This window comes from Streptococcus sp. D7B5, assembly GCF_029691405.1.
Classification (GTDB): domain Bacteria; phylum Bacillota; class Bacilli; order Lactobacillales; family Streptococcaceae; genus Streptococcus.
Genome location: NZ_CP121467.1, coordinates 544,511 through 563,655 on the forward strand (window position 1 = coordinate 544,511; position 19,145 = coordinate 563,655).

Genomic DNA, 19,145 nt, shown 5'->3' on the forward strand with positions numbered 1-19,145 from the left:
AGAGGACTAAATCTTATTGATGAACTGCTTGTGCCGCTGTGATAAGGGTCAACTTGTACACATCGTCTGCATTACATCCACGAGAAAGGTCGTTAACTGGCTTGTTCAAACCTTGCAATACAGGACCTACAGCCGCGAAGCCACCAAGACGTTCTGCAATCTTATAGCCAATATTCCCCGCTTCGATACCAGGGAAGATAAAGACAGTTGCTTGCCCAGCAACGTTACTTCCTGGAGCTTTCAATGCTGCAGTTTCAGGGTGGAAGGCCGCATCAAATTGCAACTCACCATCAATCTCAAGATCAGGACGCAAGTCGTGAGCAATTTTTGTAGCTTCCACTACCTTGTCAACACTTTCACCAAAACCTGAGCCTTTAGTAGAATAGCTTAGCATAGCAATTTTAGGTTCAATACCAAACATCTTAGCTGTGATTGCTGAATTGATCGCAATTTCGGCCAAAGCTTCTGCATCTGGATTGATATTAATGGCACAGTCTCCAAATAGGTAACGTTCCGTACCACGTACCATAAGGAAGGCACCTGAAGTACGCGTTACGTTTGGACGAGTTTTAATGATTTGTAGGGCTGGGCGAACTGTTGAGGCAGTTGAGTGAATCGCACCAGATACCATACCGTCAACCAAACCCAAGTAGACTAGCATCACACCAAAGTAGTTGACGTCTTCAACCAAAACTTTGCGCGCTTCTTCTTCAGTCATTTTGCCCTTACGACGCTCTACTAAAGCAGCAACCATTTCTTCAAATTGAGGATAATGTTGAGGGTCAATGACTTCATAACCGTCCATAACCCCTTCGATTTCAAGATAAATTTTGATTTTTTCTGGGTTCCCAAGCAAAACAGGAACGACTTCTGTTTCTTTTACCAAGCGTTTGGTTGCCTGAAGAATACGAGGTTCTTCCCCTTCAGGGAGAACAATACGAGCATTTTTGCCAACTAGGTTGGCTTTGAGATTTTCAAAAACTTCCATGAGTTTTCTCCTTTAAGAAAATAAATTATACTCCAAATTGTTTTTAAAGAGTATTAGTTGATAACTGAGTAATAAGATTGCTGAAATCATCCGGTAAGGGGCTTTCTAGTTGCAAATCTTGCTCTAGAAAGGGATGATAAAAAGATAAATAATGACAATGCAAGGCCTGGCGCTGAATACCGTCGTCTAAACTTCCTCCATAGAGATCGTCTCCTAAAAGAGGAAAACCGATATGAGAAAAATGCACTCGTATCTGATGAGTTCTCCCAGTATGAAGACGAATATCGACTAGGTGAATATCTCCATAAGACGCGACAACTTTGTAAGACGTATGAGCGTATTTCCCACCTTTGGCAACCCGTCTTGTGATAATGGAGTCCACATCACGCGCAATCGGGGCAATAATCTCCCCCTGTGGCTCCAAGACCCCATCTCCTTTAACTAAAGCAAAGTAACGTTTCTCGATAGACTTTCGTTGCAGTTGCTTGTCTAAACGTGCATGAGCATAACCGTGCTTGGCAAAAAGCATCAAACCAGAAGTATCTCTATCAAGCCTAGTCACGATGTGAACTTGCTGATTTTCATATTCCTGTTTAACATAGTAGCCCTTGATAAAATTGGCAATGGTATTGGAATGATTGACACTGGGGATGGATGCTACTCCATAAGGCTTATTCAAAACCAGAAAATGGTCATCCTCATACAAGATATCGAGTGGTCGATCAATAGCTTCAAGGCTCTCAAATCCTTCCTCTGCTGGAATGTCAATAGTTACCTTGTCTCCAATATCTAAGAGATAAGTCGCATTTTGTGGTTTGCCATTGACCCGTATAGCCCCGCCTCGAAACTTAATCTTAGCCAAAAGTCCCTTGGAAACCTCATGTTTCTTGAGGAAAGTTTTGACTTTGACGTGGTCATCTGCGATAAATTCGAACCTCATTCATCCACCTCGCCGATGAAGGCATCTTTAACACGATTCCAGAAGCTAGTGTGGCTTGGAGTCGCTACGAAGTGAATCTTGTGATGGTCGATTTGATACTCAATCCGTTCGATATTACGGAAGGAATAGACGCTGTTATCGACTGATATCGTGTGGTAATCATTGCGTGTTGGCAGAAGTTCAATTTTATCTTTTTTGGGAATAATGATCGATGATCCCAGAGTACGATAGACTCGGTTGTTAAGACTTGCTATTTCCGTCAACTGCAAGGCTTCAATGGTAGGATGCAAAACTGCTCCTCCCAAGGATTTGTTATAGGCAGTGCTCCCTGTTGGCGTTGAGACAGTCACACCATCTCCACGAAAGCGCTCGAATGGAACGTGGTTAATGATGATATCTGCAACCATGGTGCGGTCTGACCGACGGATGCTCGCTTCATTTAGAGCACGGAAGGTTTTTACATCACCATTTTCAAGAGTCACTTTGACATTCAGGACTGGATAAGAAACTTTGGCTCCAGAATCCAGTTGGAGATTGGTAACCAACTGGTCCAACTCAAAGTCACGGTAATCCGTGTAAAATCCCAAGTGTCCTGTATGTACACCTACAAATCGAACCTTGTCTAACTGATTCTCGTACTTGTGAAAAGCAGACAAAAGCATCCCATCTCCACCAATCGAAATGACGATATCGGGATTTGTATCATTGATTATAAAATGCTGTTTTTTGAGTTTTTCCCTCAGTTTATGTAAAACTTTCTGACTCTGCGGCTTTCTATTAGCTATGAGGTCAACTCGCTTACCTGTATTCTTCATCTGTATCGTCACTATTTCCTACACCGTCGTTTAGTTTTCTACTCAAAGGATCAAAGAGTGCCTGAGCTTCCTGAATGTCATCTCGAATCTTGCCCATTTCTTCATCTAGTTGATGAGCAATTTTGGCAGTGATTTCCAATCTTTCTTTTATTTCCTCTGGAAAGTCCCCCTGGTACTTATAATTGAGCGAATGCTCAATGGTAGCCCAAAAGTTCATAGCCAAGGTCCGAATTTGAATCTCGGCGAGAATGGTCTTAGCCCCATTTATCGTATCTACAGTATATTCGACAACAACATGATAAGAACGATAACCCGACGCCTTACGATGGTTGATATAATCTCGTTCCTGAACGACTCTCATATCGTGACGTTTACGTAGAATTGCAACAACTTCTTCCACGTCATCAACAAACTGAACCATGACACGTAGCCCTGCGATATCTTGCAAGTCATTTTCCAGAGTTGCATAAGTAATTCCTCGACGAGCCATTTTTTCTTTGATACTCTCAATCGGTTTTACCCGACCAGTTACAAACTCAATCGGAGAATGCTTGTTTTGCTTACGGTACTGTTTTCGAATCCCACGAAGTTTAATCTTCAATTCACCAACAGCTTGAATGTAAGGATCTAAAAATTCTTCCCATTCTATGGTCATATTTTCTCCCTTTTAGTATGAGATTGTGCTGTTAAAAATTTTTGATTTTTTCACTACAATCTTATACAATAAATACATTGTACATTATACCATAAATCCGCTTTCAAAGATAAAGAAAAGGTTAGAAAAATGAAACAATTAGAAATTGAACTGAAAACACTACTGAAAAAAGATGACTACAATCATTTAAAAAAACAGTTTGCCCATATATCTCCTATTCACCAAAAAAACTACTACATTGACACGCCAGATTTCCAGTTGCGCGAAAAAAAGGTTGCCATGCGCATTCGCGCCCTTTCAGATTGCGCTGAATTAACCTTGAAAGTTCCTCAAACTATTGGAAATATGGAATACAATCAAAAAATGACTCTTCCAGAAGCTGAATATTATTTAGAAAAACAGATCCTACCTCAAGGGATGGTTCTGGAGAAACTTACTGAGATTGGTATTGAAAGTCATGACTGGCTTATTCTAGGTTGTCTTGAAACGATTCGTTACGAAATGGAAACCGCTATCGGTTTGATGGCCTTAGACCAAAGCCATTACTTTGGTCAAACCGACTACGAACTGGAACTTGAAGTCACTAATTTTGAACAAGGAAAAGTCGATTTTCAGCAATTTTTAGATGAAAATCACATAACTTACCAGAAAGCTCCTTCAAAATTAATTCGTTTTATTAAAAGCATGAAAAAAAGCTGAAATAATCTCCTTTTTTTGGTAGAATAGAAAAGATAAAAATAAAAGAATCTTGCTTTGAAAAACAGAACTTTCTCAAAGGAGATTCGCAAAGTTTACAGAGGACGGTCTATAATGTCAGATAGAAACAACATGAAACTTTTCACCCTAAACTCTAACCATGAAATCGCTCAAAAGATTGCGGATACAGTTGGTGTACCTCTCGGGAAGTTATCCTCTCGACAATTTTCTGACGGCGAAATCCAGGTCAACATTGAAGAAAGTGTCCGTGGTTACGATGTCTACATCATCCAGTCAACCAGCTACCCTGTTAGCAACCACTTGATGGAGTTGTTGATCATGGTTGATGCTTGTGTACGTGCAAGTGCTCATAGTATCAACGTTGTCCTTCCTTACTTTGGTTATGCGCGTCAGGATCGTATCGCTTCTTCTCGTGAACCCCTCACTGCGAAACTGGTTGCCAATATGCTTGTCAAAGCTGGTGTAAGCCGTGTTCTAACGCTGGACCTCCACGCTGTTCAAGTCCAAGGTTTCTTTGATATTCCTGTAGATAATCTTTATACTGTTCCTCTATTTGCTAAGCACTACTGTGATAAAGGACTTCTTGGCTCTGATGTTGTTGTTGTTAGTCCAAAGAACTCTGGTGTTAAACGTGCTCGTAGTTTGGCTGAATACCTTGATGCTCCTATCGCTATCATTGACTACGCCCAAGACGATTCTGATCGTAACGAAGGCTATATCATTGGGGATGTTGAAGGCAAGAAAGCTATCTTGATTGACGACATCCTAAATACTGGTCGTACTTTCTCTGAAGCAGCAAAAATCGTTGAACGCGAAGGGGCAACTGAAATCTATGCGGTATCTAGTCACGGTTTATTTGTTGAAGGTGCAGCAGACCTTCTAGACGCAACTAACATTAAAGAAATCCTTGTAACGGACTCTGTAGCAACCAAAGAAAGAACTCCAGAAAATGTATGTTACATTACTGCTAGCGAATTAATTGGTGATGCTATCGTCCGCATTCACGAAAGAAAACCAGTCAGCCCACTCTTTGCTTACAACAAAAAGAAATAAGGTGATTCTTTGATTTATTTGGACAATGCTGCTACGACTCCTATGTCAGCAGTAGCTATTTCTGAAATGACCAAGGTCATGCAAGAAACTCATGGTAATCCTTCTAGTATTCATGGCCATGGTCGGCAGGCTGGCAAACTCTTGCGAGAGGCTCGTCAAGACTTAGCTCACTTACTAGGAACCAAACCTCAACATATCTTTTTTACGTCTGGTGGTACAGAAAGTAACAATACAGCCATTATTGGCTATTGTCTCCGTCATCAAAATCGTGGAAAACATATCATCACGACAGCTATTGAACACCATTCTGTGCTTGAAACTATCGATTATCTGGTTCAACATTTTGGTTTTGAAGCGACCATCATCCAACCAGTAAATCAAGAAATAACTGCTCAGCAAATTCAAGAAGCCTTACGTGACGATACCATTCTCGTTTCCACCATGTATGCTAATAATGAAACAGGAAGTCTCTTACCTATCGCTGAGATTGGACGTATTTTAAAAGATCATCCTTCTGCATATCATGTAGATGCTGTTCAAGCTATTGGGAAAATTCCTATCCATCCAGAGGAGTTAGGAATTGATTTCCTCAGTGCTTCTGCCCACAAATTCCATGGGCCAAAAGGAGTTGGCTTTCTTTATGCCTCTTCCGCGGACTTTGATTCCTACCTTCACGGTGGAGACCAAGAACTAAAGAAACGGGCTGGAACAGAAAATCTCGCTGCTATTGTAGGTATGGTCGTTGCTCTCAAAGAGGATTTAAATGACCAAGTTGAGCATTACCAAAAACTAAGCGCACTCAAAGCTACTTTTTTAGAAGAAATTGCTGATTTAGACTACTATCTCAATGAAAGCAACCACCAACTACCTTATGTTGTCAACATTGGCTTTCCTGGTCAAAAAAATGATTTGCTCTTACTACGGTTAGATCTTGAAGGAATTTCAATTTCTACCGGTTCGGCTTGTACTGCTGGTATTGTGCAAACCAGTCATGTGCTTGAAGCTTTTTATGGGCCCGATTCGCCTCGTTTGAAAGAATCTGTCCGTATCAGTCTCTCTCCTCTTAATACCGAAGAAGAACTGAAACAACTCGCACAAACCTTAAAAAATATTATTGGAGATTAATCTAATGGCATTCGAAAAAACCATTAAACTACAAAACTGCCGCTACGACTATACACTTAGCCCAACTGTCAAAAAGTTCACACTGAAAGATAATACTTTCTTTGAAACAAAAGTTGGAAACTTCGAACTGACTCGTTTGCTTGAGAAAGTGCCTAACAGCGGTGAAGGCTTCAACCTAAAAATCATCATCAATAAAGACCTTACAGGTGCTAAACTCAATATCACTGACAAGTCTGGTCTTCGTTTGGTCAATATCTTTAAATCAGAAGACCACCACATTCATCAAGAAAAATTCTACTTCCTCATGGACAGCCTTGTAGAACGCGGTATCTTCACTAAAGAAAAAAGATAATTGACTATGTATCGACTTACCTATCAAGATAACTATCACGTAGAACGTATACTTGAATATAAGGATTACGAAGAGCTCATGTTATCTCTATCTGGCTGTGTGACCCTACCTGATACTCTCCTAATCAGCTCCTTAACGCTGAATGATAAGGTGATTTATCAAGGATTGGTTGGCGATCTCTACCGTTTTCTATCACAAGCTCATTTTTCAGATAAAAACTAAGAAATTTCTTAGTTTTTTCTTGTTTTTGTTGATTTTTTCACAATGTTTCTATAAAATAGAAGAATAGAAAGGTTGTGATTTTGTGAAAGATAAACAGTCTGCTATTCCAAAAGCAACAGCAAAAAGACTCTCTCTTTACTACCGAATTTTCAAGCGATTTCATGCAGAAAAAATCGAACGTGCCAACTCCAAGCAAATTGCAGAGGCTATCGGTATCGATTCTGCGACCGTTCGTCGGGATTTTTCCTATTTTGGTGAACTAGGTCGTCGAGGTTTTGGTTACGATGTCAAAAAATTGATGAATTTTTTTGCTGACCTCCTAAATGATAACTCCATTACAAATGTTATGTTGGTTGGGATTGGAAATATGGGCCATGCCCTTCTCCACTACCGCTTCCACGAGCGTAACAAGATGAAAATTATCATGGCCTTTGACCTAGATGACCATCCAGAAGTTGGAAGCCAAACACCTGATGGAATTCCAATCTATGGTATCTCACAGATTAAAGAAAAAATCAAAGAAGCAGATGTCAAAACTGCTATCCTAACAGTTCCAAGTGTTAAATCACAAGAAGTTGCCAATCTTTTGGTCGATGCTGGTATAAAAGGTATTCTCAGCTTTTCCCCTGTTCACCTTCACCTCCCAAAAGATGTGGTTGTTCAGTATGTCGATTTGACAAGTGAACTCCAAACCCTCCTCTATTTTATGCGTAAAGAGGATTAGAAAGCGAAAGCATTTATGAAAAAACCAGTTATTGGGATTACAGGAAATGAAAAAGCTCATCCAGATGATGACATCATGATGAGCTATGCAGCAAAAGGCTTTGTTGAAGGAGTCAAGGACGCTGGCGGAATTCCAATCATCCTACCAATTGGTGATCAAGAAATGGCTGCCTATTACATCAGTATCATTGATAAGCTCATCCTAACGGGTGGGCAAAATGTTGATCCAAAATACTATGGTGAACCAAAGGCTATTGATAGTGATGACTACCATCTTCAAAGAGATATTTTTGAACTAGCACTTATCAAAGAAGCGATTAAGCAAAAGAAACCAATTTTCTCTGTTTGTCGGGGTACTCAACTTTTCAATGTCGCCATGGGAGGCACGCTACACCAAGATATCGAGGATCATTGGCAGGACTGTTCAGCCGAATATACTACCCAACGCCTCGTAACGGAACCTAATACGATTCTCCGAGAAATCTATGGAGAAATCTCTCACATCAACTCCTTCCACCACCAGAGCATTAAAGATCTAGCCTCAAATCTTAAGGTTGTAGCACATGATCCTAAAGATGGAATCATTGAGGCTGTGACAACTACGGACGGCTTTCCTTATCTTGGTGTCCAATGGCATCCAGAATTTCTCTTTGAAAATCGTCCCAAAGATAAAACGCTATTTGACTATGTTGTTAACGAACTCTAGGACTTATAAATAGGTTATTAATCATGAATGAAATTAAAATACCTTCTACTCATGAGATTTTGAGAGATATAGAAGCTAATGTTTTCATATCTTATAAGGAAAAGGAAGCTAATCTTTTCTTATCAAACAATGAAAAAGAAATAAGGGTTTGCTTTCATCTTTCTAATCTCTATAGACTTTTAACAGCGGAAAGTTACCAATCTTTTTCTAAGAATAAAGAGAATTTCGATAAACTATCTCAAAAAGAAAAAGAAAAACAGCTGAAAGAAATGTCTAAAAAGGCAAAACGATTTTGTAAAAAGGGAGATGCTAAACTAAAAAGTAAATTTCATTCAAGTCTTTACTTTTACAGAGATATTCTCATTCATAAAAAAAGATATTATAAAATCGAAGATTTCAATGCGATTATCAACTTTATCGTTCAAGAAAATTTACTTGTACCCACGATAAAACCTCTTCCTGTTATCAATATGGCAGAAGTAGATTCCTATGTTTTAAAAGTGATTGAGTAAGATCATGTGTAATCTTAAATCAGATCCGTCTTTTCACGGTAACTAAAGTAATCCGAGTGAGAGACAATTAGATGATCCAGAAACACAATTCCCATCAGTTCGCAGGCTTCCTTGACTAGTTTAGTGACATGATCATCATTTCGACTAGGAGATACTGCACCAGATGGATGATTGTGAACGAGAATCACTGAGGTAGCCATATGCTTGAGGGCATAGTGAAGAATTTCCCTCGGTTCAGCAATGCTGCGTGTCGCAGATCCGATAAAAATAGTTTGCTGATGAATGATTTGATTTTGAGTATTGAGATAGAGCGCCACTAGGTGCTCTTGTTTTTTATCGCCAAGTTCCTGTTGCATTTTCTTGGCTAGCTTTTGACTACTGAGAATACTTTCCATCTCAAGGGTTTCATGTTTGTGAATGCGATGTCCCAGTTCAATCACTGCTTGTAGTTCAATGGCCTTAATCCGTCCAATGCCAGACAGACTCTGCAATTCCTGCAGGGTCATTTTTTTCAAATCAGTTAGACTAGTCAAACTGTTTAAGACTTTCTGGGAAATTTCAAAAACATTGGCCGTACGCGTTCCGGTTCTGAGTAGAATTGCTAGCAATTCTTGATTGCTCAGTGCCTCTACTCCTTCTTTAACCAGTCTTTCTCTAGGCAAGAGTGAATCTTCTTGGAATGAAATACTGTACATAAAAATCCTCCTCACTTTATTATTCGTGAGAAGGATAGAAAATTAGATTTTTTTCTCAATTGGGGCTACACTGGCTAAGAGTTTTTTCAGCCCCACTTCTGGGAAATTGATTTTCAACTCCTGAGTATCACCGCTACCAGAGACTTCCAGAACAGTTCCCTCTCCCCACTTCTTGTGGAGAGCAATATCCCCAATAGACCAGTTGGTATCGCTTGAATCTTTTTTATTTCCGGCTGCAAACTGACCAAATGGGAGACCACTAGACTGGATAGAGCTTGGTGCGGCATTGCGTTTCCGTTCTTGAAGGGCCTGGGCTAAGCTCATACCTTGACCAAAGGCCACTCCGCCACTGCTATAAGAAGCCTTAAAGCTAGTATTGGCTGGTCGAGCCAAGCCCTGATACTCAAGCAAGTCCGAACTGATTTCATTGATGAAACGTGTTGGACGGTTATAGTTGGTCTTCCCAAACAGTAATCGAGAGTTGGCATTGGTCAGATAGAGGATTTTCTCCGCGCGCGTGATACCTACATAGGCCAAACGACGTTCCTCTTCCAGTTCATCCGGATCTTCTGCTGCACGGCTAAGGGGAAAGACATTTTCCTCCATCCCAATGATAAAGACAACTGGGAACTCAAGTCCCTTAGCTGCATGGAGGGTCATCAAGGTCACTTCTGATGTCTCCTGACTGCCTGTATCCGTATCTGCAATCAAGGCTAAGTCATTCAAGAAATGACTGAGTTTATCCAAACCTGTTTCTTCTTCTTGACTATCAGGATTGTCATCAAAGTTCTTGGTAACAGATAGGAACTCTTCGATATTTTCAACCCGCGCCTTGCTTTCCAAGGTTGCCTGAGCATTAAGAATATCGACATAACCTGTTTTTTCTAGAACAGCCTCCACCAGCTCGGTGATAGTTAATTGATCCAGTTTTTCTCGCAAATCCAAGATCATATTGGCAAAGTCCCAAATTGACTGTGCTGCTTTTCCTTTGATGCCAGACAACATAATATTAGCTGAAGCATCCAGCATAGACATCTCTTGCATATTCGCAAAATCACGGATTTTCTCAACGGTTCCTGGGCCAATTCCACGTTTTGGTTCGTTAATAATGCGCTCAAAACTGATATTGTCACTTAAATTAGCAATAAGATTAAGGTAGGCGATAATATCACGGATTTCCTTACGGCTGTAGAACTTGGTCCCTCCGACCATAGTATAAGGAATATTGGACTTAAGCAGTGCTTCCTCAATAGTACGGGATTGCGCATTAGTCCGATAAAGAACTGCAAAATCCTTGTGGAGGAAGTTTTGACTACGACCAAGTTCATCAATGGTTTTGGCTACAAAAACAGCCTCATCCTGTTCGTCATTTGCGCGATAATAAACGATTTGCTCCCCATCGGCATTCTGGGTCCAGAGATTCTTGGGGCGACGGTTTTTATTGTTTTTGATGACGTCATTGGCTGCTTGGAGAATGGTTTTGGTTGAACGGTAATTTTCCTCTAGCAAAACTACCTTGGCTTGAGGATAATCTTTCTCAAAATCCAAGATATTCTGCATATCAGCCCCACGCCAACCGTAAATAGACTGGTCAGCATCACCGACTACGCAGATATTTTTAAAGCGTGAAGCCAAGAGTTTGACCAATTGATACTGGGCATGGTTGGTATCTTGGTACTCATCAACATGAATGTACTGGAACTTCTGCTGATAGTAAGTCAAGACGTCAGGATTTTGATCAAAGAGACGCAGGGTCAGCATAATCAAATCATCAAAGTCAACGGACTCAGACTGACGAAGCTCCTTTTGATAAGCTGTATAACACTGGGCCACGATTTGCGTATACATATCACCAGCCTGAGCAGCATAAGCCACATCATCAATCAAGTCATTCTTAGCATTGGAAATGGTTCCCAAAATGGTTCGTTCATTCCATTTTTTTGGATCCAAGTTTAACTGCTTGAGAATGCGTTTCATGAGAGTTCGTTGCTCACCAGGATCTACAATAGTGAAATTCCGATTGTAGCCAATATGATCCGCATCGCGACGTAGGATACGAACACACATGGAGTGAAAGGTCGCAATCAAACAGTCCTGAGTAGCTGGATTGAGGCCATAGGCACGCTCCTTCATCTCACGCGCCGCCTTATTGGTAAAGGTAATGGCCAAAATATTCCAAGGATTGACCATCTTTTCATCAATCAAGTAGGCGATTCTGTGAGTTAAAACACGAGTCTTCCCAGAACCAGCACCAGCCATGATTAATAAGGGCCCTTCTGTCGTTTGCACTGCCTCAGCCTGACGGTCATTCATTCCATTCAATAATGCGTTCATTTTCTCTTCCTTACTCTTGAAGTCAATGTTTCTATTATATCAGAAATCGAGGAAAATATCTTTACCTAGACTGATTGCGTCTAGAAAGTAACTCTATTATCAGCTGAAGACAACTCCTTAAAGCTAGATAAAAAAATGAGCTTGGATATTATTTCCAAACTCATTTTAATTCAATTAAACTATTAGAACAATCCTAGAACAGTTCCGTCGCTTTCAACATCCATATTAAGAGCGGCTGGTCGTTTTGGAAGGCCTGGCATGGTCATGACATCACCAGTTAGGGCAACAATAAAGCCTGCCCCTAATTTTGGTACCAATTCACGAATGGTAATTTCAAAGTTTTCTGGTGCTCCAAGTGCATTTGGATTGTCTGAGAAACTGTACTGAGTTTTAGCCATACAGATTGGCAATTTGTCCCATCCGTTTTGAACGATTTGAGCGATTTGTGTTTGAGCTTTCTTCTCAAAGTTCACTTTGCTACCACGATAGATTTCAGTAACAATCTTTTCAATCTTTTCTTGGACAGAAAGGTCATTGTCATAAAGACGAGTGTAGTTGGCTGGATTTTCAGAGATTGTCTTGACAAGTGTTTCGGCAAGTGTTACACCACCTTCTGCGCCATCAGCCCAGACACTAGCCAATTCTACTGGTACATCGATTGAGGCACAAAGTTCCTTCAAGGCTGCGATTTCAGCCTCTGTATCAGAAACAAATTCATTGATAGCTACAACTGCTGGAATACCGAACTTACGGATGTTCTCAACGTGGCGTTTCAAGTTAGCAAAACCTGCACGAACTGCTTCTACATTTTCCTCTGTAAGAGCGTCCTTAGCTACACCACCATTCATCTTAAGGGCACGGAGAGTTGCGACGATGACAACAGCATCTGGAGATGCTGGCAAGTTTGGTGTCTTAATGTCAAGGAATTTCTCAGCACCAAGGTCCGCACCAAAACCAGCTTCAGTAACAGTATAATCAGCCAAGTGAAGGGCTGTGCTTGTTGCCAAAACAGAGTTACATCCATGAGCGATATTGGCAAATGGACCACCGTGTACAAAGGCAGGTGTACCGTAAATTGTCTGAACCAAGTTCGGTTTGATAGCATCTTTCAAAATCAATGCTAATGCTCCCTCAATCTGTAAATCACCAACAGTAACTGGTGTACGGTCATAGCGATAGCCAATAACGATATTCGCCAAACGACGTTTCAAGTCCTCGATGTCCGTTGCCAAGCAAAGAATGGCCATGATTTCTGAAGCAACTGTAATATCAAAACCATCCTCACGAGGAATACTGTTTAGAGGACCACCAAGTCCAACGGTTACATGACGAAGGGCGCGGTCGTTCAAGTCCACTACACGTTTCCAGAGAATACGACGTTGGTCGATTCCCAGCTCATTTCCTTGGTGCAAGTGATTGTCAATCAAGGCTGAAAGAGCATTGTTGGCTGTTGTAATGGCATGCATATCCCCGGTAAAGTGAAGGTTGATGTCCTCCATTGGAAGCACTTGGGCGTAACCACCACCAGCTGCACCACCCTTAATCCCCATGACTGGACCAAGAGATGGTTCGCGGATAGCAATCATGGTTTTTTTGCCAATCTTGTTCAAGGCATCCGCAAGACCAATGGTAATAGTTGATTTTCCTTCACCTGCTGGAGTTGGATTGATGGCAGTAACCAAGATTAATTTCCCAACTGGATTGCTCTCAACTGCACGAATTTTATCAAAGCTGAGTTTAGCCTTATACTTCCCGTACAATTCCAAATCGTCGTAAGAAATACCAAGTTTCTCAACAACATCAACGATTGGTTTCAACTCAATACTCTGTGCGATTTCAATATCTGTTTTCATTCAAAACTCCTCTAACCTCTAATGTGATAATTCATTATATCACAAAACAAGATTTTTAACATCCATAAACTCTCTAAACGTTCGTAAATATCATTGTTTTAAAGATTTTTAGGGCTCTTTTGAAAATTTTATATGGCTTTATAGTTATAAACTATAGTGTAGCTTCGTTTTTCCAAAAATTTATCGCTTTCATTTTACTTACTGTTTATTTTTGTGTACAATAGTCCTATGAAAATTTTAGTTACGTCAGGCGGCACAAGTGAAGCAATCGATAGCGTCCGCTCTATCACGAATCACTCGACTGGTCGCTTGGGGAAAATTATTACCGAAACCCTACTTGCTGCTGGTCATGAGATTTGTCTGATTACTACTCCTAGTGCTCTTAAGCCAGAACCTCATCGCCATCTAACCATTCTAGAAATCAAAAATACGAATGATCTTCTTTTAGAGATGAAAAAGTGTGTTCAAGATTATCAGGTCTTGATTCATTCGATGGCAGTTTCTGACTACACTCCTGTTTATATGACGGGACTAGATGAAGTTAAGACGAGCTCTAATCTGGAAGAATTATTAGACAAGCAAAATATAGAAGCTAAGATTTCTTCAACTGATGAGGTTCAGATCTTATTCCTGAAAAAAACACCCAAAATCATCTCTCTAGTCAAGGAATGGAATCCTGCCATTCATCTGATTGGGTTTAAATTGCTGGTTGATGTCTCTGAGGATTATCTCATTGAGATCGCACGAAAGAGTCTTATCAAGAACCAAGCAGACTTAATCATTGCAAATGACCTGACTCAAATTTCAGCAAATCAGCATCGCGCAATCTTTGTTGAGAAAGAGGAACTCCAAACCGTTCAAACCAAAGAGGAAATAGCAAACCTCCTCCTTGAAAAAATTCAAGCATACGATTCATAGAAAGGAAAGCCATGGCAAATATTCTCATCGCAGTAACAGGTTCCATTGCCTCCTATAAAGCAGCTGACCTAGTCAGTTCCTTGAAGAAACAAGGCCATCAGGTCACTGTCTTAATGACTGAGGCAGCGAGAGAGTTTATCCAACCGTTGACACTACAGGTCCTCTCTCAAAATCCTGTCCACCTTGATGTCATGAAGGAACCAGCTCCTGATCAAGTCAATCATATCGAACTAGGCAAAAGGACTGACCTTTTTATTGTTGTTCCTGCTACTGCTAATACCATTGCCAAACTAGCACACGGATTTGCTGACAACATGGTGACAAGTACAGCACTTGCCTTGCCAGACCACGTCAAAAAGTTAGTCGCACCAGCCATGAATACAAAGATGTATGACCATCCGGCAACTCAGGCTAATCTAAAAACATTAAAGACCTATGGTTATCAGATCATCTCTCCAAAAGAATCTCTACTAGCCTGTGGCGATCACGGCAAAGGCGCCCTAGCTGACCTGAATACTATATTAGAAAGAATAAAGGAAACCCTCGATGAACAAACGCTCTAACATTGCCCCAATTGCTATCTTTTTTGCAGTTATGCTCGTTATCCACTTTTTGAGTTCTATCCTATTTAACCTTTTCCCATTCCCAATTAAACCTACTATCGTTCATATTCCAGTCATTATTGCTAGTATCATCTATGGTCCTCGGGTTGGGGTTACACTTGGTTTTCTTATGGGACTATTGAGCTTAACGGTAAATACGATTACCATCCTTCCAACCAGCTACCTCTTCTCACCATTCGTACCGAACGGAAACATTTACTCTGCGATTATCGCTATTGTCCCTCGCGTTTTGATTGGGCTGACACCTTACTTGGTTTATAAATTATTAAAAAACAGAACAGGTCTCATCTTTGCTGGTGCTCTCGGTTCACTTACCAACACCGTCTTTGTCCTTGGGGGAATCTTCTTCCTTTTTGGAAATGTCTTCGATGGCAATATCCAAAAACTCCTAGCAACTGTCATCTCTACAAACTCAATCGCTGAATTGATTATCTCAGCTATCCTAACTGTAGCGATTGTCCCACGTCTAGAAACCCTTAAGAAATAAAAAAACAACTCCACTTTCATCCTGAAGGTGGAGTTTTAGCATTTAAAACATGAGAAACATCAATAGAATGTGAAAGGCAAAGCGCAGGAGTTGATACGAAAGAGGTGTAGGTTGCTGACTTTTCTGACTATCCAAATATAGGGTTAGTGATAGAAAAACCAAACCAAATGCAATCACCAATCTGACGAAATAAGCAATTTCGAGTATTGCTGCCATCAAAAGAAAACCTAATAAAGGAAGGCTAAAGAGTGAAACAGCCAGACTGCTTGCTAATAGAGAGAGTAGCGAAAGGACCAATAAACTATAAACTAGGAAGCGAGTCCAACCTGAGACTACTTTCCCTTCACTTTTCTGTTTTGACATCATCACGATTACCACGATTAGGTAAACAAAAAGTATCATCACAATTTCTCCTCAGTTCCTATTATTCTTTACCACATTTTAACCAAATTTTCCTGAAAAATCAATAATACTTCTTGACTTGATTGGTGATTTATTGTACTATACTTGTGTATATACAGATAAATGGAGGTTCTTATGGATATACGGAAAAAAACGCAGTTTATGACTATGACTGCCCTACTCACTGCAATAGCGATTTTGATTCCAATCATTATGCCTTTTAAAATCGTTATCCCACCGGCTTCTTACACCTTGGGAAGTCATATCCCCATCTTTATCGCCATGTTTCTTTCTCCTTTGATGGCTGCTTTTGTGATTATTGCTTCTAGTCTTGGTTTCCTGATGGCTGGCTATCCTCCTGTTATTGTACTTCGTGCCTTCTCTCACATTGTTTTTGGTACTTTGGGAGCTTTGTACTTAAAGAAATTCCCTGAAACCTTGGATAAACCAAAGACATCTTGGATTTTTAACTTTGTTTTGGGTGTTGTTCATGCTATCGCTGAAGTAATAGCTTGTATTATCTTCTATGCTACTTCAGGGACAAATGTTGAAAATATGTTTTATGTTCTCTTTGTCCTAGTTGGTTTTGGCACAATCGTCCATAGTATGGTAGACTATACATTAGCACTAGCTGTCTATAAAGTGCTTCGAAAACGTCGCTAAAAGGAAAAACTATGACAAAGGATCGCAAACAAGCTCTTCTCAAACTGTTAAAAGAGGCGCCAAAAGCTCTCAATGGTCAAACCTTGGCTGAACACTTCCATGTTACGCGCCAGGTCATTGTACAGGACATCGCTATTCTCCGAGCAGATGGAGCTCCTATCCTATCCACCAATCGTGGCTATATCTACAAAGAAAATGATGCCAGCCCCTACGTGCACAAACTCTTTAAAGTGAAACATGAACTGGAAGAAATCGGTCAGGAACTACTAGCTATTGTAGACAATGGCGGACGCGTTCAAAATATCTTAATCGATCATCCCGTTTATGGAGAAATTGAAACCCTACTCAAACTCACTTGCCGTCGAGATGTCCAGCACTTTCTAGAACAAGTCGAGAATTCAGACTTTAGACCCCTTTCTGAATTGACAGATGGCATTCATTACCACCTTGTTGAAGCCGAGACACAACAAGACCTCCACTATATCGAGGAGGCCTTGGATCAGTTGGGTTATTTAGTAAAAGACTAGAAAATTTCTTTCTCCCAGCCGTCCTCTGTACGGTGGCGATAGAAGAACTCTGACTTGTCAGGTGCTTCCATCATTTCCATCAGAGGCAACATATCATAGGCCAGTTCCAAGTTTGGAATCTGGTCTTTTTCTACCCAAGAAACTTCTCCTTCTTTTGAGGATTGGAGACTTCCAGTAAACTCTGTCGCCTTATAGCAAACGACGATGTAGCGCCCACCTGTGTCTAAGGGCCAATTTTTAATACCAACCAGTTGGGGATTCTGAATCGTTAGACCAGTTTCTTCATAAATCTCACGAATGACAGACTCGACAAAGGACTCGCCATTCTCAACATGTCCTCCTGGAAAGGCATAGCCAGACCAGCGATTGTTTTCAGGAGAGCGGTATTGCATGACTACTCGCTTATTTTCTAAATCTTCGATTAGACAGATGTTGGTTAAAATGGTTGATTGTGCTCGAGACATGGACTTGCTCGCTTTCTAAGTTATTAAAATGTATCTTCGTTGTATTTTACTTCTGACTTCATGATAAAGGGATTGATCAATTCATGATGTTCATAGGTACTATGGACTATAAAACCTCGAACAATGATGATTTCTTTATCTTGCATATGATAGTCAATATTGATGGGAATGGCTGGATTTGGGATAATTGACAAAACAAAGAAGGCCATAAACCAAAGATAAAGTGCCACCAATCCACTAAAAAATTGAAAAATAAGGTGGTACCATTGAAAATCTCTTATTCTATAAAAGATTCTCCAGGGATGGATTAAGACAGTCAAACAAAGAATGAAAAACCAACTATTCCACAAAATTGGCGTAAAGGATAGGCCAAAAACCAACAAGATCAAATGAAGGATCACAAAAGCTAGCAAAGCCAAATAGAGTGTTTTAAATGAAAATAACTTACTTAGATTTTCTTTTGTCATGATTATTCCTCTTTTTGTCCTTATATTTCAAAATGACCATTAATATCGCTGGAATGATGAAAAAGATTAGACAGGTAGTAATTGGAAGCCAGATGTAGCGATAATCAACAGATAATAAGGAAGGAATTATTTTAACATTTCTCCCTTTCACCCCAACAATTAAGTGGAGGAGAAAAATAGGTCCATTTATGTATAGAAAAGTTTTTAAAAATCCTTGTACTGAAGCCTTATTGCTAAAACCATCTCTAAAAATACCTTGATAAAGTGTGTGAACCAAAAAGACAAAATTCATAATAATTGGCAAGACATAGGACATTTCTTGATATGGTTTCGGGATAAGTGACGTCCCGAACAATACATACATGATACCAAAAATAGATAATAATATTATACCACCATCCATAAAAGAAGCAATCTTTGAATGTCTTTCCTGCCACAATTGGACGTGAGCTACCAAAGAATACTTTTTCTGGATTTTTCTCATTTGTCTGTTCTGTTGTTTGATCTTCTTTTGTCTCTTAGTCTTTCGTTCCATTTACGCCTCCTTCTTCTCTTTTCTATCCGTATAATCAAAAGCAGAATTCCCAGCCCCAAGAAAAAGAAAAATAGATAACTTACAATAGGAACCCAGACATAGGCTGGATCCATAGAAATTATAGGAGGGAAATTCGTTGACTTACGACGTCCTAGCCAATTCAGACCTACCAAGAGATGAAAGGGAAAAAGAAGACCATTGAACCCAATAAATCCCCATGAAAAGTAACGCCATTTCTGAAGTTTATCACTACTAAAACGAAAGACAAGGAAATAGGTTGATAAGATCAGAAGGATAAGATTGAAGCTTAAGGGGGAAAGATAGTTCATGCTCGGTAATAGATAACTAATGTAAGAGGCGGCAAGAAAT

General features: G+C 40.1%; 24 protein-coding genes. 13 read left to right on the top strand and 11 right to left on the bottom strand.

The window, feature by feature from the left end; all coding sequences use genetic code 11:
- Positions 1–13: 13 nt before the first annotated feature.
- From pta to P8P68_RS02610, 4 genes are read right to left on the bottom strand one after another with little or no spacing between them, the layout of a single operon-like run.
- Positions 14–988 carry a phosphate acetyltransferase gene (gene pta, locus P8P68_RS02595; RefSeq protein ID WP_216732762.1) on the bottom strand — a complete coding sequence of 325 codons (975 nt, stop codon included), beginning with the start codon at positions 986–988 and terminating at the stop codon, positions 14–16.
- Positions 989–1,031: 43 nt separating this feature from the next.
- Positions 1,032–1,928, bottom strand: a complete 897-nt coding sequence (locus tag P8P68_RS02600) for an RluA family pseudouridine synthase (protein WP_278276106.1) — start codon at positions 1,926–1,928, stop codon at positions 1,032–1,034.
- The gene (locus P8P68_RS02605) at positions 1,925–2,743 is read right to left on the bottom strand and encodes an NAD kinase (RefSeq protein WP_268720823.1); all 819 of its coding nucleotides are present in this window, start codon (positions 2,741–2,743) and stop codon (positions 1,925–1,927) included. Before P8P68_RS02605 ends, P8P68_RS02600 begins: the two co-directional genes overlap by 4 nt.
- The gene (locus P8P68_RS02610; protein WP_000151560.1) at positions 2,727–3,398 is read right to left on the bottom strand and encodes a GTP pyrophosphokinase family protein; all 672 of its coding nucleotides are present in this window, start codon (positions 3,396–3,398) and stop codon (positions 2,727–2,729) included. The genes P8P68_RS02605 and P8P68_RS02610 overlap by 17 nt, the downstream gene beginning before the upstream one ends.
- A 129-nt stretch (positions 3,399–3,527) precedes the next feature.
- Between P8P68_RS02610 and P8P68_RS02615 the strand changes: the two genes are divergently transcribed.
- From P8P68_RS02615 to P8P68_RS02650, 8 genes are all read left to right on the top strand, one after another.
- Positions 3,528–4,097, top strand: a complete 570-nt coding sequence (locus tag P8P68_RS02615) for a CYTH domain-containing protein (RefSeq protein ID WP_216732765.1) — start codon at positions 3,528–3,530, stop codon at positions 4,095–4,097.
- A gap of 111 nt (positions 4,098–4,208) precedes the next feature.
- Positions 4,209–5,168: a ribose-phosphate diphosphokinase gene (locus P8P68_RS02620; protein ID WP_001283843.1), complete on the top strand. Its 960-nt coding sequence runs from the start codon at positions 4,209–4,211 to the stop codon at positions 5,166–5,168.
- A gap of 9 nt (positions 5,169–5,177) precedes the next feature.
- Positions 5,178–6,293 carry a cysteine desulfurase family protein gene (locus P8P68_RS02625; protein WP_070800491.1) on the top strand — a complete coding sequence of 372 codons (1,116 nt, stop codon included), beginning with the start codon at positions 5,178–5,180 and terminating at the stop codon, positions 6,291–6,293.
- Between the two features lie 4 nt (positions 6,294–6,297).
- Positions 6,298–6,645 (top strand): DUF1831 domain-containing protein, encoded by a 348-nt coding sequence (locus P8P68_RS02630; protein ID WP_045591263.1) that lies wholly within the window; start codon positions 6,298–6,300, stop codon positions 6,643–6,645.
- 6 nt (positions 6,646–6,651) lie between these two features.
- Positions 6,652–6,867 (top strand): DUF4649 family protein, encoded by a 216-nt coding sequence (locus P8P68_RS02635; RefSeq protein WP_000286091.1) that lies wholly within the window; start codon positions 6,652–6,654, stop codon positions 6,865–6,867.
- A gap of 82 nt (positions 6,868–6,949) precedes the next feature.
- Positions 6,950–7,591: a redox-sensing transcriptional repressor Rex gene (locus P8P68_RS02640; RefSeq protein ID WP_000653409.1), complete on the top strand. Its 642-nt coding sequence runs from the start codon at positions 6,950–6,952 to the stop codon at positions 7,589–7,591.
- Positions 7,592–7,606: 15 nt separating this feature from the next.
- The gene (locus P8P68_RS02645; RefSeq protein WP_049505854.1) at positions 7,607–8,296 is read left to right on the top strand and encodes a gamma-glutamyl-gamma-aminobutyrate hydrolase family protein; all 690 of its coding nucleotides are present in this window, start codon (positions 7,607–7,609) and stop codon (positions 8,294–8,296) included.
- 23 nt (positions 8,297–8,319) lie between these two features.
- Entirely contained in the window at positions 8,320–8,808 is a 489-nt protein-coding gene (locus tag P8P68_RS02650) for a hypothetical protein (RefSeq protein WP_084857509.1), read from the top strand.
- 14 nt (positions 8,809–8,822) lie between these two features.
- Here P8P68_RS02650 and radC read toward each other — a convergent pair whose 3' ends face one another.
- The 3 genes from radC to P8P68_RS02665 form a co-directional block, all read right to left on the bottom strand.
- On the bottom strand, positions 8,823–9,503 hold the full coding sequence (gene radC / locus P8P68_RS02655; protein ID WP_000286947.1) for a DNA repair protein RadC: 681 nt from the start codon (positions 9,501–9,503) through the stop codon (positions 8,823–8,825).
- A 42-nt stretch (positions 9,504–9,545) separates the two neighbouring features.
- Positions 9,546–11,837: a DNA helicase PcrA gene (gene pcrA, locus P8P68_RS02660; RefSeq protein WP_000992901.1), complete on the bottom strand. Its 2,292-nt coding sequence runs from the start codon at positions 11,835–11,837 to the stop codon at positions 9,546–9,548.
- Positions 11,838–12,019: 182 nt separating this feature from the next.
- Positions 12,020–13,690: a formate--tetrahydrofolate ligase gene (locus P8P68_RS02665; RefSeq protein ID WP_000845267.1), complete on the bottom strand. Its 1,671-nt coding sequence runs from the start codon at positions 13,688–13,690 to the stop codon at positions 12,020–12,022.
- Between the two features lie 228 nt (positions 13,691–13,918).
- Here P8P68_RS02665 and coaB point away from each other — a divergent pair, with 228 nt between their 5' ends.
- Genes coaB through P8P68_RS02680 form a run of 3 tightly spaced genes read left to right on the top strand, consistent with a single transcriptional unit; the run spans position 13,919 to position 15,718 of the window.
- The gene (gene coaB / locus P8P68_RS02670) at positions 13,919–14,608 is read left to right on the top strand and encodes a phosphopantothenate--cysteine ligase (RefSeq protein ID WP_042902219.1); all 690 of its coding nucleotides are present in this window, start codon (positions 13,919–13,921) and stop codon (positions 14,606–14,608) included.
- 11 nt (positions 14,609–14,619) lie between these two features.
- Positions 14,620–15,171 carry a phosphopantothenoylcysteine decarboxylase gene (gene coaC / locus P8P68_RS02675; protein WP_247940912.1) on the top strand — a complete coding sequence of 184 codons (552 nt, stop codon included), beginning with the start codon at positions 14,620–14,622 and terminating at the stop codon, positions 15,169–15,171.
- Positions 15,155–15,718 (top strand): ECF transporter S component, encoded by a 564-nt coding sequence (locus P8P68_RS02680; RefSeq protein WP_278276107.1) that lies wholly within the window; start codon positions 15,155–15,157, stop codon positions 15,716–15,718. The genes coaC and P8P68_RS02680 overlap by 17 nt, the downstream gene beginning before the upstream one ends.
- Before the next feature lie 42 nt (positions 15,719–15,760).
- Here P8P68_RS02680 and P8P68_RS02685 read toward each other — a convergent pair whose 3' ends face one another.
- Positions 15,761–16,120: a hypothetical protein gene (locus P8P68_RS02685; protein ID WP_278276108.1), complete on the bottom strand. Its 360-nt coding sequence runs from the start codon at positions 16,118–16,120 to the stop codon at positions 15,761–15,763.
- Positions 16,121–16,255: 135 nt separating this feature from the next.
- On the opposite strand from P8P68_RS02685, the gene P8P68_RS02690 reads away from it, so the two are divergent.
- Positions 16,256–16,783, top strand: a complete 528-nt coding sequence (locus P8P68_RS02690; RefSeq protein WP_000354645.1) for an ECF transporter S component — start codon at positions 16,256–16,258, stop codon at positions 16,781–16,783.
- 11 nt (positions 16,784–16,794) lie between these two features.
- Positions 16,795–17,310 carry a transcription repressor NadR gene (locus P8P68_RS02695; RefSeq protein ID WP_000159158.1) on the top strand — a complete coding sequence of 172 codons (516 nt, stop codon included), beginning with the start codon at positions 16,795–16,797 and terminating at the stop codon, positions 17,308–17,310.
- On the opposite strand, the gene P8P68_RS02700 is transcribed toward P8P68_RS02695, so the two are convergent.
- From P8P68_RS02700 to P8P68_RS02710, 3 genes are read right to left on the bottom strand one after another with little or no spacing between them, the layout of a single operon-like run.
- Positions 17,307–17,774, bottom strand: a complete 468-nt coding sequence (locus P8P68_RS02700) for an 8-oxo-dGTP diphosphatase (RefSeq protein WP_278276109.1) — start codon at positions 17,772–17,774, stop codon at positions 17,307–17,309. The genes P8P68_RS02695 and P8P68_RS02700 overlap by 4 nt on opposite strands.
- A 23-nt stretch (positions 17,775–17,797) precedes the next feature.
- Positions 17,798–18,241 (bottom strand): hypothetical protein, encoded by a 444-nt coding sequence (locus P8P68_RS02705; RefSeq protein ID WP_278276110.1) that lies wholly within the window; start codon positions 18,239–18,241, stop codon positions 17,798–17,800.
- The gene (locus P8P68_RS02710; RefSeq protein WP_278276111.1) at positions 18,219–18,776 is read right to left on the bottom strand and encodes a hypothetical protein; all 558 of its coding nucleotides are present in this window, start codon (positions 18,774–18,776) and stop codon (positions 18,219–18,221) included. Before P8P68_RS02710 ends, P8P68_RS02705 begins: the two co-directional genes overlap by 23 nt.
- Positions 18,777–19,145: the final 369 nt, after the last annotated feature.

What these genes read in the sequence shown, in the direction of transcription:
- pcrA (WP_000992901.1), bottom strand. Translation starts at nt 11,837, where the DNA reads ATGAACGCATTATTGAATGGAATGAATGACCGTCAGGCTGAGGCAGTG.
- P8P68_RS02620 (WP_001283843.1), top strand. Translation starts at nt 4,209, where the DNA reads ATGTCAGATAGAAACAACATGAAACTTTTCACCCTAAACTCTAACCAT.
- coaB (WP_042902219.1), top strand. Translation starts at nt 13,919, where the DNA reads ATGAAAATTTTAGTTACGTCAGGCGGCACAAGTGAAGCAATCGATAGC.
- P8P68_RS02665 (WP_000845267.1), bottom strand. Translation starts at nt 13,690, where the DNA reads ATGAAAACAGATATTGAAATCGCACAGAGTATTGAGTTGAAACCAATC.
- P8P68_RS02700 (WP_278276109.1), bottom strand. Translation starts at nt 17,774, where the DNA reads ATGTCTCGAGCACAATCAACCATTTTAACCAACATCTGTCTAATCGAA.
- P8P68_RS02645 (WP_049505854.1), top strand. Translation starts at nt 7,607, where the DNA reads ATGAAAAAACCAGTTATTGGGATTACAGGAAATGAAAAAGCTCATCCA.
- P8P68_RS02680 (WP_278276107.1), top strand. Translation starts at nt 15,155, where the DNA reads ATGAACAAACGCTCTAACATTGCCCCAATTGCTATCTTTTTTGCAGTT.
- P8P68_RS02690 (WP_000354645.1), top strand. Translation starts at nt 16,256, where the DNA reads ATGGATATACGGAAAAAAACGCAGTTTATGACTATGACTGCCCTACTC.
- P8P68_RS02630 (WP_045591263.1), top strand. Translation starts at nt 6,298, where the DNA reads ATGGCATTCGAAAAAACCATTAAACTACAAAACTGCCGCTACGACTAT.
- P8P68_RS02615 (WP_216732765.1), top strand. Translation starts at nt 3,528, where the DNA reads ATGAAACAATTAGAAATTGAACTGAAAACACTACTGAAAAAAGATGAC.
- P8P68_RS02600 (WP_278276106.1), bottom strand. Translation starts at nt 1,928, where the DNA reads ATGAGGTTCGAATTTATCGCAGATGACCACGTCAAAGTCAAAACTTTC.
- radC (WP_000286947.1), bottom strand. Translation starts at nt 9,503, where the DNA reads ATGTACAGTATTTCATTCCAAGAAGATTCACTCTTGCCTAGAGAAAGA.
- P8P68_RS02685 (WP_278276108.1), bottom strand. Translation starts at nt 16,120, where the DNA reads ATGATACTTTTTGTTTACCTAATCGTGGTAATCGTGATGATGTCAAAA.
- pta (WP_216732762.1), bottom strand. Translation starts at nt 988, where the DNA reads ATGGAAGTTTTTGAAAATCTCAAAGCCAACCTAGTTGGCAAAAATGCT.
- coaC (WP_247940912.1), top strand. Translation starts at nt 14,620, where the DNA reads ATGGCAAATATTCTCATCGCAGTAACAGGTTCCATTGCCTCCTATAAA.
- P8P68_RS02695 (WP_000159158.1), top strand. Translation starts at nt 16,795, where the DNA reads ATGACAAAGGATCGCAAACAAGCTCTTCTCAAACTGTTAAAAGAGGCG.
- P8P68_RS02610 (WP_000151560.1), bottom strand. Translation starts at nt 3,398, where the DNA reads ATGACCATAGAATGGGAAGAATTTTTAGATCCTTACATTCAAGCTGTT.
- P8P68_RS02650 (WP_084857509.1), top strand. Translation starts at nt 8,320, where the DNA reads ATGAATGAAATTAAAATACCTTCTACTCATGAGATTTTGAGAGATATA.
- P8P68_RS02710 (WP_278276111.1), bottom strand. Translation starts at nt 18,776, where the DNA reads ATGGAACGAAAGACTAAGAGACAAAAGAAGATCAAACAACAGAACAGA.
- P8P68_RS02635 (WP_000286091.1), top strand. Translation starts at nt 6,652, where the DNA reads ATGTATCGACTTACCTATCAAGATAACTATCACGTAGAACGTATACTT.
- P8P68_RS02605 (WP_268720823.1), bottom strand. Translation starts at nt 2,743, where the DNA reads ATGAAGAATACAGGTAAGCGAGTTGACCTCATAGCTAATAGAAAGCCG.
- P8P68_RS02705 (WP_278276110.1), bottom strand. Translation starts at nt 18,241, where the DNA reads ATGACAAAAGAAAATCTAAGTAAGTTATTTTCATTTAAAACACTCTAT.